This is a genomic window from Clostridium sp. AM54-37XD, assembly GCF_003478225.1.
Classification (GTDB): domain Bacteria; phylum Bacillota; class Clostridia; order Lachnospirales; family Lachnospiraceae; genus Coprococcus; species Coprococcus ammoniilyticus.
The window spans coordinates 63,815-79,273 of sequence record NZ_QUEV01000008.1; the positions used below are offsets into that span (position 1 = coordinate 63,815).

Below are 15,459 nucleotides of genomic sequence, written 5' to 3' on the forward strand. Positions count from 1 at the left end.
AGATGATGCGGCCACTGGTACTTACAATGGAAGCGTTTGGAACGTATATAGAAAAAACGGAGATTGACTTTCGAAAATTTGGGAAACAGGGGCTTTTTCTGATCTCGGGAGATACCGGATCGGGAAAGACAACGATATTTGACGGAATCATGTATGCCCTTTACGGAGAGACCAGCGCAGGAAGCGGGAAGAATAACACCGGACGAAACGGTGAAATGCTCCGAAGTGATTTTGCAGATCCAAAGCAGCTTACCTATGTAGAGCTGTTATTTGAAAGCGGCGGTCATGAATATAAGGTCTGGCGAAGTCCAGCGTATGAGAGACCGGGATACAAATCCATGAAGCAGGCAGAAGTGCGCTGGATGGAGGATGGACAGGAGACAGAGCTGAAAGCGGCAGATATTGATGGTAAGCGGACAGCAGGGGTGATCGGCAGGGTAAGAGAGGTGTTGGGACTTACGGCCGATCAGTTCCGACAGGTTGCGATGATCGCACAGGGAGATTTTAAGAAGCTGTTAGTTGCGGATACGAAGACCCGAAGCGATATCTTTAAGACGATATTTGATACGAAGATTTATGAATATATCCAGAACAGGATCGCACAGGACTGTAAAGAGGCAGAGGGGGTCTATACAGAGCTTGTTGCAAAGGTAGATCGTACGATAGAGGGAGTAGAGCTGCCGGATGAAACGGAGCTTTATAAAACAGGACTTCAGGATCTGCCGGAGCATCTGGAAAACCGTCATCTGGCATTTGATGATATTCTGGAAGAGCTGCACAGCCTGAATCAGATCGAAGAAAAGCAGGCGGGTGATCTGCATCATCAGATCGAGAGTTATACACAGACCAATAACCAATATGACAACTGGTATACAGCAATCGAGAAAAATAAGAGGATCATTGGTCAGACCTATGATGGCTATGTGGCACATCTTGATGCATACAGACAGGTGAAGCAGGAATTTGTCAGTGCAGAAGCACAGAATCATAGTATGGAGCACGGTCTATAGAACCGCTTATGCTGAGACAGGCGGAGCTTCAGAAACAGGCAGATTCTTTTGTGCGGCTAAATGAGATGGAGAAAGAACTGCTGCTTGTAGAGCAGGTATACCATCAGGCAGGAAAGAAAAGACAGGATATTCTTGAAACAAAGAAGAAACTTCAGAAGCAGACCGAGGAGCTGGAACAGATCGTGAATCCGGGTGACACTTCACAGGTGAAGCTTGAGAAGGTTCAGACAGAAAAGAAACAGATTGCAGAACGTATGCAGCGGTTACAGGAGCTTGAAAAAGAATGTCTGGAGATTGATCATCTGGAAATTAAGAAACAGCAGATGGTGGTTGATAATCGGAGTGCATTTGAGAAGCGGAATCAGGCAAATGCGAATTACGAGGAAGCTATCAGAAATCGGAATGATCAGATCTGTGGAGAACTGGCAGCGAACCTACAGGAGGGAACACCGTGTCCGGTCTGTGGAAGTAAGACACATCCGGAAAAGGCACATTGTGACGGAGCTGTTGTAACAGAAGAAATGGTAAAGAAGCTCCGGGCTGCTTTTGATCAGGCGGATGCTTCATTCAGGCGAAAAGAAAATGAGCTTGGAAGCCTGAATGGTCGTCTGGAAGAAAAACGGAATCAGACAACAGCAGCGGTTATGGAGATGGCAGCCTTTACCATACCGGATCAGACAGTACAGGCTGATGTTCTGATAGATGAGGTCAGAAAACTGCATGTAATCTGGGAGAAAAGGACAGAGGAAACAGAAGCCAGACTGCGGACACTTGAGAAAGAGCACAGAAGTTATCAGGAACATAAAAGGCAGCTTGGCGAGCTTCGTTTGCAGATAAAAGAACTGGAAGAAACGGAAGTGCGGGTAACAGAGGAATATCAGGAGGCAGACCGGAGTTACACGGCAAAGCAGGCAGCCGCGGCACAGATGCGACAGGAGATCCGGGGGGATGAGTCGGATATCCTGAAGCAACTGCAACAGGTGAGAAATGAGATTGCCGAGGTGAACCGGAAGAAGACAGAGGCAAGAGATACTTATAATAAACTTGCAAAGGAACTCTCTGCACTGGAAACAAATCTGAAACGTGATGCAGAAGATCAGAATATGCAATACAGACAGGAATGGCAGTTGGAGAAAGATGTTCTTTCTGCACTTGAAACGGACAGCGGAGAAATGAACACATCTGTAAATGACGAAAGTGTGATACAGAAGCTCCTGACAGCAATCAAGAAAATGATTTTGCAGATGAACAGGAACTGGAAAAGCAGGCAGGCAGCTACGGAGAATGTTATACACATTTCTGTACGGCATCAACGGTTCTGCTTGAACAGATATCCGGGCAGATAGAACGCTCGATCCGGAAGAAAAACAGTGTTGCCATCAGGCATGATGCGATCGCGGAACGATTAGTTAAGAATAAGGCAGCATACAGCAAATTAAAGAAGGATTATGGAGCGTATCTGAATATCTATAAGAGATACAGTAAGCTTCAGGATCTTTCACAGGCTGCACTTGGTAATTATAAGCTGGAAACCTATATACAGGAGGTCTATTTTGACCGCATTATAGACAGTGCGAATCACAGACTGTGCCAGATTGTATGCAACCAGTTTGAGCTGAAACGCGGACAGAAGACTGCAGGAAACAGAGGTCTTGATCTGTTCGTGCTGGATCATCGGACAGGAAAAGAAAGAGATGTCAAAACACTGTCCGGCGGGGAAGCATTTGTAGCATCTCTGTCTATGGCACTTGGACTTGCCGATATTGTATCTGCAAATGCGGCAGGTGTAAGAATTGATACATTATTTATCGATGAAGGCTTTGGCTCTCTGGATTCTGATATTCTGGAGCAGGCATTAAATGTACTGGCTGAGTTGTCCGAGTCCGATCATCTGGTTGGTATCATATCTCATGTGGAAGAGCTGAAGCATCGTATCGACCGCCAGATCCTGGTTACTAAGGATCATCAGGGCGGCAGTCATGTGGAGATACAGGTGTAAAAAAAATATACCCCACTGATCATAGGAAGATATCTGCTTACAGGCATTTGTATGATTAGTGGGGCATTTTTTAATATTTTACAGGAATTCCGTTTACAGATACTTCATCTGTGATCTCGATTACGATACATTTCCGTCCATCGATCTCACGGGTCTCTACGAGATCGGCGCGGTCAGGATTGACCTTGATCACAACCTCCGGAGTCTTTACCTCAAATGATTTTGTACTGGCGATATTATTTGCATAGAGCTGTACTTTTCCCGGAGCCGGTGCAGGAAGAGTCTCCTCGGAACCTTCGGCAACCGGACGCTGGTTCACGGAAGCAGCAGCGGCGCGATCAAAGTTTGCATCAAAGGTCTGCAGTTTTTCTTCGGATACTCCCGAGGTTTCCAGAAGATTCTTTAATGAATTCCTGGATAAGGTCAGTGGTTCCGGACTATCCTTTTGTTCCTCGATCATTTCATTCAGATTCTCATGGATATTTCGTATCACTTCATAATCACAGTCCATTCCGAGTGTATCGGTGATGATCGTCTGGAACGCCTCTTTCTGATTACCGGCAGTTACAGGCATTCCCGTTCCGAGAATATAGCGGATAAATTCCTCATGGATTTCCTCCGGCTTCTTCGTATAGTAGAGGACATTATGGATATCGGCTGTCCGGTCGATAAATGCAGGGAACAGGAAACCGATATCGGGAACATCCACGATCCAGTCGCGGATACGGTTGTGGAAGGTGTTCTCCGAATCAAAATAACTAAGTCCTGCCTTTGACAGATTAACATGGCAGATACAGCACATGATGTATTCGTAGATCTCATCCGAGGCATCATCCATTGTCAGTCCGTCTGTGGTCTTTCCGGGTACGTCATATGTATCATGGATCAGCAGGATCAGATAGTTTCCGGTATAGTCATAATTCTCGATTACCTTATCATAGAACTGGTCAATCAGTTCATCATCCTCTAATTTGCTGTTGCGCAGCTTTAACAGAAATTCCTGCGTACCGCCGTCGAATTCCGAATCTGTGGGAAACGGCATCGTGATCAGATTCTTTCCGATCGAGCCGGACAAGTTCTTCTTAAAAATCTCAAAATATTTAAAAGCTTCCTCCTCCGGCAGAGAGAGAAACGCTTCCTTCATTGTCGCAATTTTACGTCTGTCACCATCCACATAGCAGCCACAGATCTTATCGATCGAACAGGTAGCCTGCGCAAACTGATGCCGGATTTCCAGAACCTCTTTCTTTGTCATATGTATCAAACTCCTTTATAAAAACTTTAATAGTGCATTATGTGTTTCATGCATTCTATGCATTTGAAAAATCTTAAATAAGCCTAATAAGTGTATCACCTAAAAAAAACAAAGACAAGAATTGACATCTATAACTTTTAATATTTTACATGGTTAACAATGATATTTAGATTTGTAAAAACAAATGTGTAATAATTATATTGCCATACCAATATACAGATAGAAGTCTGAAATGATATATTTCATGCGGAAAATCTATCTGTGTGTTAATGCTTTAAGGAAAAATGAAAGATATCATTACTATTATGTAGTAAGCATTATCTGAGGCCGGTACTTAAGTTGCGTCTTTTGCAACTTTATGTACCGCTGCACGAAGATACGAGCGGAAGCGTCTTACGGAATAATATGTAATGTATCTTTCATTTTGATTCAAAAATTTGCTTGATAGATTTTCGAAATGAAGATATATCATTCCAGACTTCTATCGTTCGGTTATTTATAGACACATCTTAATAAATCTTAAGAATATCCCAAATTGTATCTTAATGGTAGAAAGCCTTACAATGATACCGTCAAAGAAAGATATGGAAAATATCAGCGGTTTGCTGTATCCTAAAAAGGAATGCGTGGTGCGCACACGTACCCGATAAGATGCAGACAACAATCATATTTTCAGACGAGGAGAGAAAAATGTATAATATATTAATTTGCGATGATGAGAAAGATATCGTATCAGCTTTAAAGATTTACCTGAAAACATCCGGCTACAATATTTATGAAGCTTACAACGGAAAAGAAGCGTTAGAGCAGATCAAAGAGCATGACATCCATTTGGTGTTAATGGATATCATGATGCCGGAGATGGATGGGATCACAGCGATGTTAAAGATCCGCGAGGAGACGAATCTGCCGGTTATCCTTCTGACCGCAAAGAGTGAAGATACAGATAAGATCCTCGGACTGGAGGTTGGAGCAGATGATTACATTACCAAGCCGTTTAATCCGGTAGAGGTGATCGCCAGAGTGAAATCGCAGCTTCGAAGATATATGCAGCTTGGAAGCGGACAGATCAAGAAAGATGCGATTGTGATCGGGGGAATTGAGTTGAATGATAATTCCAAGCAGGTTACGGTCGATGGCGAACTGGTCAGTCTGACACCGACAGAATATGATATTTTAAGACTTCTGATGGAACATCCGGGACAGGTATTTTCACCGAGAGATATTTACAAGGAAGTCTGGAAAGAAACACCGCTTGGAGCCGAAGGTTCGGTAGCTGTCCATATCCGTCATTTGCGTGAAAAGATAGAGATCAATCCCGGAGAACCAAGATATATCAAGGTGATCTGGGGCAGAGGTTATAAGATGGAATATCAGTAAACCTCTATACAGTCTGACAGGAATGGAGAATGTGAAACATGAATAAGTTAAAAAATAACAATCCCTTTAAATTACTGATCTATACGTTATTTTTTATCACCTGCAGCGTTGGATTTATATTGGGTTATGTACTGCTTGATATGTATGAAGCCGGAATATTTCAGGGCAGATCGGAATCGGAGCTGCGGGCAGAACTGGAAGCGGATTATCAGAGCGAGATGTTGACTACCTGTGTGAATCGTGGTGCCGAGTATATTAGAAATACTCTGGATATCAGTTACAGTGATGATGAATGGGGAGACTATGAATACGATCCCGATGCTTTGCAGAAAAAGGATATGAATCATGATAATGTTGTCGATGCAAGTGATTTTCTGATGCTGTTGTCGGAAAAGGAAAATGCATTTGATAAATATGATCGTACCTATAAAGAGGATTTGGAGAAAACATATGGATATGCGAAAACAGATCTGTATGTGAGTGTTGGTGATGATTGGGATTCTTCAAAAACGGGTGAATCAAATTCCATTATGCTGGCGCAGACAGATAATCTGCCGGAAAAAGCATTAGTATATGGAGTTTTAGGAGAGAAAGCAGTTGTCAGTACGACGACCGGTATTCCTACAGGAAAGATTCTGAGATATGATACCTATAAGGAAGCACAGAGTATCGGTGTGGAAAAAGAAGGAAACAATTATAATTATGTTAACCTGCGTATGCCGGATGAAGCAGCTCTTTCCAGGTCAGAGGTGTCTGATGATTATGGAATTGATCTGAGTGATCTGGAGAAATATACCACAGATGCGGAAGCCGAAACCAAGAATTCAGGAATATCGGAAGAGTCTGCAACATCAGAAGATTCAACAACAATGGAGGAGGAAATAGAGAGTTCCGGTTCATACAGCACGCCGGAGGGGGTAACTATTTCCTATAACGGTGATCAGATAGCGATCACAGCAAACGGAACGACAAAGCAGTACGAGTATTATGCGGAGGATGATATGTATTATCCGATCATAAAAGATGGATATACCGTAATCGTTGGCAATAATGCAGGAGACGATATTACGATATATGCTTCCGGTAATTTATATATCGACGGCACATCTGACGTTTTTTCACGTATGAATAAGAGCCTACAGGCGATCAGCAAGGCTGCTTCGGGAAAGAACAGAATCCTGCTCTTCTTTGGACTTGATTTTGTTTTGTGTATCATATTCATGATCACAAGTATGGTATTATCCGGTAAAGACGGTGTTGTAAGAAAAACAGAAAAGGTTCCGGTTGAAATTATATTGGCTGGAATAGTCGTTTTGATAAGTCTGTTGATTGCCTTTGCACAGAATATATGTTATTCCTTATCATATGCTTATTATAGTTACAGCGGTACAGACCGGCTTCATTATTTTATTGATAGCAGTATTACAGGACATGATATTGAGACTATTGTATGTCTGATCGGTTTGGGTTGTATCTGTACGGTCGGACTTTTACTGATCAACAATCTGATCGCAAGAGTCAAACAGTCGAATCTGCTTAATACATCATGGATTGTCAGACTGGGTCGTAAGTTGTTTGGAAAATCGGGAAAGATAACCGCATTTTTCCGGTATGTATTCAGCAGGGTTCCATTTATAATAAAAGCGATCCTTTTGTATATCGTAATTACGATCGTTGAAATTATAGTGGCATTGCTTGTTATTAATGCTGTATATATAAATGAAGCTGGATTTATTGTATTAATGCTGCTGAAGATTGTCTGTGCAATTGCCTATATGGGATTTGTCTGTATGATGCAGGAGCTTTTCATGGGTGGAGACCAGCTTGCAAAGGGCGAGTACGGTCACAAGGTAAATACAAGATTCATGTTTGGAAAGTTCAAAGAACATGGCGAGAATCTGAATCATATCAATGAAGGTGTCCAGCTTGCGGTAGATGACCGGATGAAAAGTGAACGGATGAAGACGGAGCTTATCACGAATGTATCGCATGATATCAAGACACCGCTTACTTCGATTATTAACTATGTCGATCTGCTTCAGAAGGAGGATATCGAAAAAGAACCTGAGGCTTCTTATATAGAAGTAATAGCAAGACAGTCGGCAAGATTAAAGAAGCTGATCGTGGATCTGGTGGATGCTTCTAAGGCTTCGACCGGAAATGTAAAGGTAGAGCTTGTAAATATGGATGCAAATATGATCGCAGAACAGGCATCCGGTGAATATATTGACAAATTGATGCAGAAGAACATCACGCTAGTAACGAATCTCGCAAAGGATCGCGCAGGGATCGAAGCAGATGGCAGACACCTCTGGAGAGTATTTGATAATCTATTAAATAATGCATTCAAATATACGATGCCGGGGACTCGGTTATATGTAAATACTTATATAACCGATGAAGATGGAAATGTGATCCGTGATCTTACAAAGAGCATCAAAGAACCTGCGAAGGTATGTATAGAGTTCAAGAACATATCAGAAGCACCACTGAATATTTCAAGTGATGAACTGATGGAACGCTTTGTAAGAGGTGACAGTTCCAGAAATACAGAGGGAAGCGGACTCGGCTTATCCATTACAAGAAGCTTGTGTCAGCTTCAACATGCGGATTTTAACATCGTGATCGATGGAGATCTGTTTAAGGCTGTGATCACATTTGCATACTGTAAAGAACCACAGGAAGATCAGGATGTGGATCAGACAGAAGCTGCAGAAGCCATAGATATTGAACAGTAGTCACCGGGATTCGAAAAAAACAGTTATTTGTTCACAAAATATATAAATAATTATTGACAACTAACGAATGTTAGAATATACTAACCAACATAAGAACGTAGTAGTTATATTTATTGATATAAAAATGGAGGAATAAAATGATTGTTCAGGAAATCCGTAATGACAATGTGTTTGGTTATGTAAGATATCAGGGAGAACCAAACCGGAAGGATGCAGTGATCGAGAAGCTTAGAAAACAGGGCTTTCGCATTACAAAACAGAGATGCATTCTGTTAGATATTATTCTGGATGAAGACTGTTCTTCTTGTAAGGAAATATATTACAAGGCTGTCAAGAGAGATGACAGTATAGGAATCGCAACGGTATACAGGATGGTGAACACTCTGGAAGACATCGGTGTGATCAGCAGAAAGAATATGTACAAGGTTGCGTGTTTCTAAAAATGGGATCATCCTCCACCGGAACGTACACTCAGGTGTAAAAACACATACAAACATACAAATGGGACATCCACAATGGCGTGGATGTCCTTTTTATATGGTAAAGATAAAATTAAGGGGTACGTTGCTTGTTTTTTTAAAAAGTCTGGAATTTCAGAATGGTATGGCGCTGTATATAAACAACATCGACGTTTGCGTAGTTTCGTTTATGAGACTTGCACTAGCTGTCAGCACCAAGCCCTTGTTTGAACCCATAAGGGTGAGTTAGGGCGACTGCTGACAAATCGGCGTGCGAGTCGAATAGAAACGCAGCAGGTCGTGTGTTTATATACAGTGCCATACCATCTTGAAGTTCCAGACATTACATGAAAAATTAAGGCAGCTACAAATGTGAAATTTTCATATTTGTGGTTGCTTTTTTTAGTTAAGTAGTATAGAATTACCCTATAAGTGGAGTGAAGTGGTGGATTAGTGCCACAAAGTGGAGGAAATGAGTCGAAAGAAGGTGGAATAAGTGTCCAAGTGTTTAACAGGTGAATATGAACACAGATTAGATACCAAAGGGCGACTTATCATGCCATCCAAGCTTAGAGAAGAACTCGGTTGCACCTTCATGATCACAAAAGGTCTGGACAATTGTCTGTACGTTTATCCAAATGATGAATGGCAGCAGTTTGCGGATAAGTTGAACCAGCTCCCGATGACGAATAAGAGTGCAAGACAGTTCAAGCGTTTCTTCAACTCAGGAGCTGTAAAGTGCGAAACAGATGCACAAGGACGAGTGATCATTCCACAGACACTTCGTACATTTGCCAACATTGAAAAAGATGTTGTCATCATAGGTAACGGAGAGAAAGCAGAAATCTGGAATAAGGAAGCATGGGACGAGATCAACAATGAAGAATCCCTGAATATGGATGAGATTGCAGACAAGCTGGATGAATTGGATTTCAGAATATAAGGACAGAAGTGGTAGTTATGGAATTTAAACATACATCGGTTTTACTGGATGAAACCATTGAAAATCTGAATATCAGACCGGATGGTGTTTATATGGATGGAACTCTTGGAGGAGCCGGACATTCGAAAGAGATAGCCAAAAGACTTGGACCGGATGGACATCTGATCGGTATTGATCAGGATGGTGAGGCGATTATAACAGCAAAAGAACGACTGGCGGAGTACGGTGACCGCATTACAGTTGTAAGAGATAACTATCAGAATTTTAAAAGCATACTAGACGAGCTAAATATACTTCAAGTGGACGGGATATTGCTGGATCTTGGCGTATCTTCATATCAACTCGACAATGCGGATAGAGGATTCACATATCGGGTTGATGCGCCCCTTGATATGCGGATGGACGACCGCCAGACAAAGACTGCAAAGGATATTGTAAATGGATATACCGAGCAGGAACTCTTTCATATACTCAAAGAATATGGCGAAGAACGATTTGCAAAAAGTATTGCATACCATATTGTGAAGTATCGTGAGAAAAAAGAGATTGAAACAACAGAAGAATTAAACGATATCATCCGTGGATCAATTCCTGCAAAAGTACGAAATGCACAGGGACATCCATCCAAGCAGACATTTCAGGCAATTCGTATTGAATTAAATCATGAGCTTGAAGTACTAACGAATTCCATTGATGGAATGATTGACTGTTTGAAACCAGGCGGAAGATTATGTATCATCACATTCCATTCGTTAGAAGACAGAATCGTAAAAAATGCATTTCGTAGAAATGAAAATCCATGTATCTGCCCACCGAATTTTCCGGTGTGCACATGCGGAAGAAAATCAAAAGGAAAAGTGATAACAAGGAAACCAATTCTTCCAACAGAAGAAGAAATGGAAGCAAATTCAAGATCCAAGAGCGCAAAACTCCGGGTATTTGAAAAAGGTATGAATATATAAAAGGGGTGTTTTAAAATGTCAGAAAGACGGAATCACTACTACATAGATGGAAGTACAGTCCGGAAGCTGGATTATTCAGCAGAACCGGTCAGAAGAGAATATGAACCGGCAAGAAGAACAGAGATGCCGGCAGAACGCCCTGCCAGAAGAAGACAGGAGAAACAGACAGCAACACCTGCAAGAAAGCAGATGCCACAGAGAAAGAAACAGGTAAGAACCAAACAGGCGCCGGCTGTCAGACAGAGAGACAGAAGATGGGTCGATGAATTAAGACATGGATTATTCTTATCATTTGCTGTAATATGTGCAGTAGGCTTGTGCTTTGTAATGCTGAAATTAATGGCAGATGTAAAAGAAGGAAAAAATGAAGTTAGTACACTGCAGAGCCAGTTGAATGAACAGTTAAATGTAAATGCAGAATACAGTTCAGGACTTGACAGCATGACAGATCTGGATGAAATATATAAGATTGCAACAACTGAGCTTGGTATGGTATATTCGAAGCCGGGACAGACTGTGTACTATCCACAGAACAGTGACGATTATGTTATACAGTACAAAAATGTTCCTGAGACCAAATAAGTCTCAGGAAATTTTGCGTTATACCCGAACCTGTTAAGATACAGAATATAAAAATAAAATCAAAGGTGGAAAAATATGTCGACAAAAGCAAAGAATTTTCTTAGGAGAATGAAACAGAGACTGGTTATAATATTTGGTATCGCATTACTCTTTTTTGTTGTGCTTATCGGACGTGTGATCTATATCAGCCTTGCAAAAGGACAGGAGTATCAGGAAGAGGTACTGGATCAGAAGACCTACGACAGTCTGGATATTCCGTTTGAACGGGGAGACATTGTGGATCGAAATGGAAATATTCTTGCCACCAGTGAGAAAGTGTACAATCTGATTTTGGAGCCCAAAAATATCCTGCGTACGGATAAGGGAAAAGAGGCAACAAAGGCAGCGCTGATCAAATATTTTGGAATGGAAGATGCAAAGTTCGATGAATGTATGCAGAACACAGATTCCTTTTATAAGGTAGCCATGAAAGGGCTTGAATATGCAGATGTAAAAGCATTTCAGGAATATTGCAATACAAGAGATGGTGCAGATGTCGTTGGTGTGCGGTTTGAGGAGGAATACAAAAGAAAATATCCAAATGGCAGTCTTGCCTGTCACCTGCTTGGATATACCGTAAGCGGAAATGTCGGACAGGGTGGAATCGAAGGTTATTATAACAGTTACCTGAATGGTGTAAATGGAAAGACATATGGATATCTGACAAATGATAATACCGTAGAATCCGTTACAGTACCTGCACAGAATGGTTATACTGTAGTGTCTACGATCGATCTGAATATCCAGAAGATCATTGAAGATAATATAAAAGAATATATGCAGACGACTGGTGCAAAGAAGATTGGTGTTATCGCAATGGATCCGGATACGGCAGAGGTTCTTGGCATGAGTACCTCTTATGGATATGATCCGAACGAACCGATGAATACGGATGCACTTCGTAATATGGAGGTTACCGTTACAGAAAGTACGGAAGAACCATCAACAGAAGAAGACAGCAGCGAGGAAGGTTCTTCTGAAGATACGACAGAAGCAACAACCGAGGAACAGAAAGACCCGGAAAAGATCACATATGATTTTTCATCTATGACAGATGATGAATTCCAGAAAGCAATTGATGACCTGACAAGTGATCAGACGTATGAAGCATTAGATGCTGTATGGAGAAATTATTGCATCAGTGATATCTTGGAGCCGGGTTCTACATTTAAGCCTTTTACGATTGCAGGTGCCCTTGAGGACGGAATTGTGAAAGACGGCGATACATTCTTCTGTAAAGGCTATGAGATCGTTGCAGAGGGAACATCTCCGATCTATTGTCATAACCGAAGTGGTGATGGCACGATTACATTAAAGCAGGCGCTAGAGCAGTCCTGTAATGTCGCTTTGATGCAGATCGCAAAATCAGAAGGAAGAGAAACATTTTCCAAATATCAGGATATATTTAATTTTGGTAATCAGACCGGAATTGATCTTTCCGGGGAGGGAAGCGGTCTGGTGTATGATGAAGAAGGACTGAATCCGGTCGAGCTTGCGACTTCATCCTTTGGGCAGGGTATTAATGTAACAATGATCCAGATGGCAGCAGCGTTCTGTTCACTGATCAATGGAGGAAATTATTATACGCCTCACACCGTCAGACAGATTTTAGATGAAAATGGAAGTATTATAGAGAATAATGAACCGGAACTTGTCCGCAAGACGATTTCAAAGACAACTTCAGATCTGATGAAGCAGTATATGGCAGGTGTTGTTACAGAAGGTACCGGTTCCAGAGCAGCCGTTGATGGATATACGATCGGCGGTAAGACAGGTACAGCAGAAAAGATTCCTAGAAATCAGGGCAATTATGTATTATCCTTTATCGGTTTCTCACCGGTAGAGAATCCACAGATCATGCTGTATGTTGCAGTTGACGAACCAAATGTAGAAAGTCAGTCTACATCCGGTGCCGGAGCACTGTTATTCCATGCGATCATGGAAGATCTGCTCCCATATATGAATGTATATCAGAGCAGTGATGAAGATGTAACGTATAATGGAAAAGATGAGCCGATCAGCTCTCCATTTGAAGGCAATGTAGAAGATTCAACAGGCGAGGGAACAACAGAAGAAGGAAGCACTGCAGAGGGAGATACAACAGCGGAAGATACCGGTTCAGAGAATGTAACCTCTGAGGGAACAACAGAAGCAGTATCTGAAAATGGCACTTCAGAAGAAACAACCTCCGAAGAAACAACAGAAGCCAAAGTTCAGGATGAATAAACAAGGGAATATCTGGCAGACTGACAGAAAAGGCATATTTGTCCGGAAAAAGTAATAAGATATAAGGATAAATAAATCCGGCGGGCAGAATGAAGCTTTATAGTTATAATCGGAGAAAGATATATTTTACATGTATAGCGATCGTAATGACTGCGGTTTTTCTGATGGGAAGACTTGCTTATCTGATGGTTGCAAAAGCGGATTATTATAATCGTGCAGCAACCGGGCTTCATGAAAGAGAACGAAGCATCAAAGCACCAAGAGGAAGGATATACGACAGAAATGGAAATATCCTGGCTGATAATAAAGCAGTCTGTTCCGTATCGGTCATCCACAGCCAGATTGAGGATGAAGAAGCAGTTATACAGGTTCTGAATGAATATCTGGATAAGGGAGAAGCGGAGATACGCAAAAAAGTAACCAAGGTATCCTCCCGTGAATTGATCGCAACAAACGTTGCGAAGGAAACCGGAGATCAGATCCGAGAATTAAATGTTGCCGGAATTAAGGTTGACGAGGACTATAAAAGGTATTATCCTTATGGAAGCCTTGCATCCAAGGTTCTTGGCTTTACAGGAGCAGACAATCAGGGAATCGTTGGCCTTGAGGTCTGGTATAATGAAATTCTGGCAGGAGAGGACGGAAGCATTCATACAGTAACGGATGCAAAGGGAATCGAACTGCCAAATGTAAAAGAAACGAGAGTAAGTCCTGTACCGGGAGATGACCTGGTACTTTCACTGGACTTGACAATACAAAAATATGCAACACAGGCGGCTCTTTCCGTTATGGAAGAGAAGCAGGCAAAACGTGTGGCAATGATCATTATGAATCCGCAGAATGGAGAGATCTATGCCATGGTTGATGTGCCGGAATATGATCTGAACCAGCCATTTCAGTTGAACACGGATCTGGCTGGATACGAGAGTATGACTGACGGTGAGAAGATGGATGCGTTAAACAATATGTGGCGTAATTTTACAGTCAGTGATACGTACGAACCGGGATCGACCTTTAAGATCGTGACAGCGACAGCAGCCCTTGAGGCTGGAACCGTATCCTTATCGGATACCTTTTACTGTCCGGGATATAAGATCGTGGAGGATCGCAGGATCCGGTGCCATAAGACGACAGGACATGGTTCGGAGGACTTCCGGCATGCACTGATGAATTCCTGCAATCCGGCATTTATGACGATCGGAGAACGGACAGGAGCCACGAATCTGTATCAGACCTATCAGAAGCTTGGATTGTTTCAGAAAACCGGGATCGATCTTCCGGGTGAGGCAAATTCCATTATGCATAAGCTTTCCGATATCGGACCGGTAGAACTGGCAACGATGTCATTTGGACAGTCCTTTCAGATATCACCGATCCAGTTTGTGACTGCTGCAGCAACCGTTATAAATGGTGGGAATAAGATCACACCACATATCGGTATGAAGGTGGTGGATGCGGAGAGTCAGGTTATGACGGAGCTTCAATATCCGGTCACCCAAGGGGCGGTCGGTAGTGAAACATCGGCGACAATGCGTGATCTGTTGGAGTCTGTTGTGGCAGAAGGCGGAGGCAGCAAGGCGCAGATCGAGGGATACCGGATTGGCGGCAAGACAGCAACCAGTGAGAAGTATCCGAGAGGAACCGGAAAATACATATCATCTTTCCTAGGATTTGCACCGGCAAATGATCCGCAGGTCATGGCATTTGTTATGATCGATGAACCGACAGGAGTATATTATGGAGGAACGATAGCAGCCCCTGTCATACAGGAGGTATTTTCCAATATCCTTCCATATCTGGGAATACCAAAAGAGGAATAAGAAAATTACCTCATACGTGAGGAAAAATATAGCCATTTCAAAATGAA

At 42.2% G+C, this 15,459-nt stretch carries 12 protein-coding genes; 11 read left to right on the forward strand and 1 reads right to left on the reverse strand.

What is annotated here, in order from left to right; all coding sequences use genetic code 11:
• Nucleotides 1-2 precede the first annotated feature (2 nt).
• The 3 genes from DXA07_RS08865 (at nt 3) to DXA07_RS13510 (ending at nt 3,009) form a co-directional block, all read left to right on the forward strand.
• On the forward strand, nt 3-1,010 hold the full coding sequence (locus DXA07_RS08865) for an SMC family ATPase (protein ID WP_118484312.1): 1,008 nt from the start codon (nt 3-5) through the stop codon (nt 1,008-1,010).
• An 8-nt stretch (nt 1,011-1,018) separates the two neighbouring features.
• Nucleotides 1,019-2,356, forward strand: a complete 1,338-nt coding sequence (locus DXA07_RS08870; protein ID WP_118484314.1) for a hypothetical protein — start codon at nt 1,019-1,021, stop codon at nt 2,354-2,356.
• 317 nt (nt 2,357-2,673) lie between these two features.
• On the forward strand, nt 2,674-3,009 hold the full coding sequence (locus DXA07_RS13510; RefSeq protein WP_243013748.1) for an SbcC/MukB-like Walker B domain-containing protein: 336 nt from the start codon (nt 2,674-2,676) through the stop codon (nt 3,007-3,009).
• Nucleotides 3,010-3,079: 70 nt separating this feature from the next.
• Here the strand turns inward: DXA07_RS13510 and DXA07_RS08880 are convergent, their stop codons facing one another.
• Nucleotides 3,080-4,264 carry a DUF4317 domain-containing protein gene (locus DXA07_RS08880; protein ID WP_117807334.1) on the reverse strand — a complete coding sequence of 395 codons (1,185 nt, stop codon included), beginning with the start codon at nt 4,262-4,264 and terminating at the stop codon, nt 3,080-3,082.
• A gap of 690 nt (nt 4,265-4,954) precedes the next feature.
• On the opposite strand from DXA07_RS08880, the gene DXA07_RS08885 reads away from it, so the two are divergent.
• The 8 genes from DXA07_RS08885 (at nt 4,955) to DXA07_RS08920 (ending at nt 15,412) form a co-directional block, all read left to right on the forward strand.
• Nucleotides 4,955-5,644, forward strand: a complete 690-nt coding sequence (locus tag DXA07_RS08885; RefSeq protein WP_117785483.1) for a response regulator transcription factor — start codon at nt 4,955-4,957, stop codon at nt 5,642-5,644.
• A gap of 38 nt (nt 5,645-5,682) precedes the next feature.
• Nucleotides 5,683-8,382, forward strand: coding sequence for a HAMP domain-containing sensor histidine kinase (locus DXA07_RS08890; protein ID WP_118484319.1), 2,700 nt, complete (start codon nt 5,683-5,685; stop codon nt 8,380-8,382).
• 137 nt (nt 8,383-8,519) lie between these two features.
• On the forward strand, nt 8,520-8,822 hold the full coding sequence (locus tag DXA07_RS08895; RefSeq protein ID WP_008402965.1) for a transcriptional repressor: 303 nt from the start codon (nt 8,520-8,522) through the stop codon (nt 8,820-8,822).
• A gap of 514 nt (nt 8,823-9,336) precedes the next feature.
• On the forward strand, nt 9,337-9,783 hold the full coding sequence (gene mraZ, locus DXA07_RS08900; protein ID WP_021944496.1) for a division/cell wall cluster transcriptional repressor MraZ: 447 nt from the start codon (nt 9,337-9,339) through the stop codon (nt 9,781-9,783).
• Between the two features lie 17 nt (nt 9,784-9,800).
• Nucleotides 9,801-10,745, forward strand: a complete 945-nt coding sequence (gene rsmH, locus DXA07_RS08905; RefSeq protein ID WP_118484321.1) for a 16S rRNA (cytosine(1402)-N(4))-methyltransferase RsmH — start codon at nt 9,801-9,803, stop codon at nt 10,743-10,745.
• A 15-nt stretch (nt 10,746-10,760) separates the two neighbouring features.
• On the forward strand, nt 10,761-11,327 hold the full coding sequence (locus DXA07_RS08910) for a cell division protein FtsL (protein WP_021944494.1): 567 nt from the start codon (nt 10,761-10,763) through the stop codon (nt 11,325-11,327).
• A gap of 108 nt (nt 11,328-11,435) precedes the next feature.
• Nucleotides 11,436-13,592 carry a penicillin-binding protein 2 gene (locus DXA07_RS08915; RefSeq protein ID WP_226800979.1) on the forward strand — a complete coding sequence of 719 codons (2,157 nt, stop codon included), beginning with the start codon at nt 11,436-11,438 and terminating at the stop codon, nt 13,590-13,592.
• An 89-nt stretch (nt 13,593-13,681) separates the two neighbouring features.
• Entirely contained in the window at nt 13,682-15,412 is a 1,731-nt protein-coding gene (locus DXA07_RS08920; protein WP_117821941.1) for a penicillin-binding transpeptidase domain-containing protein, read from the forward strand.
• Nucleotides 15,413-15,459 lie beyond the last annotated feature (47 nt).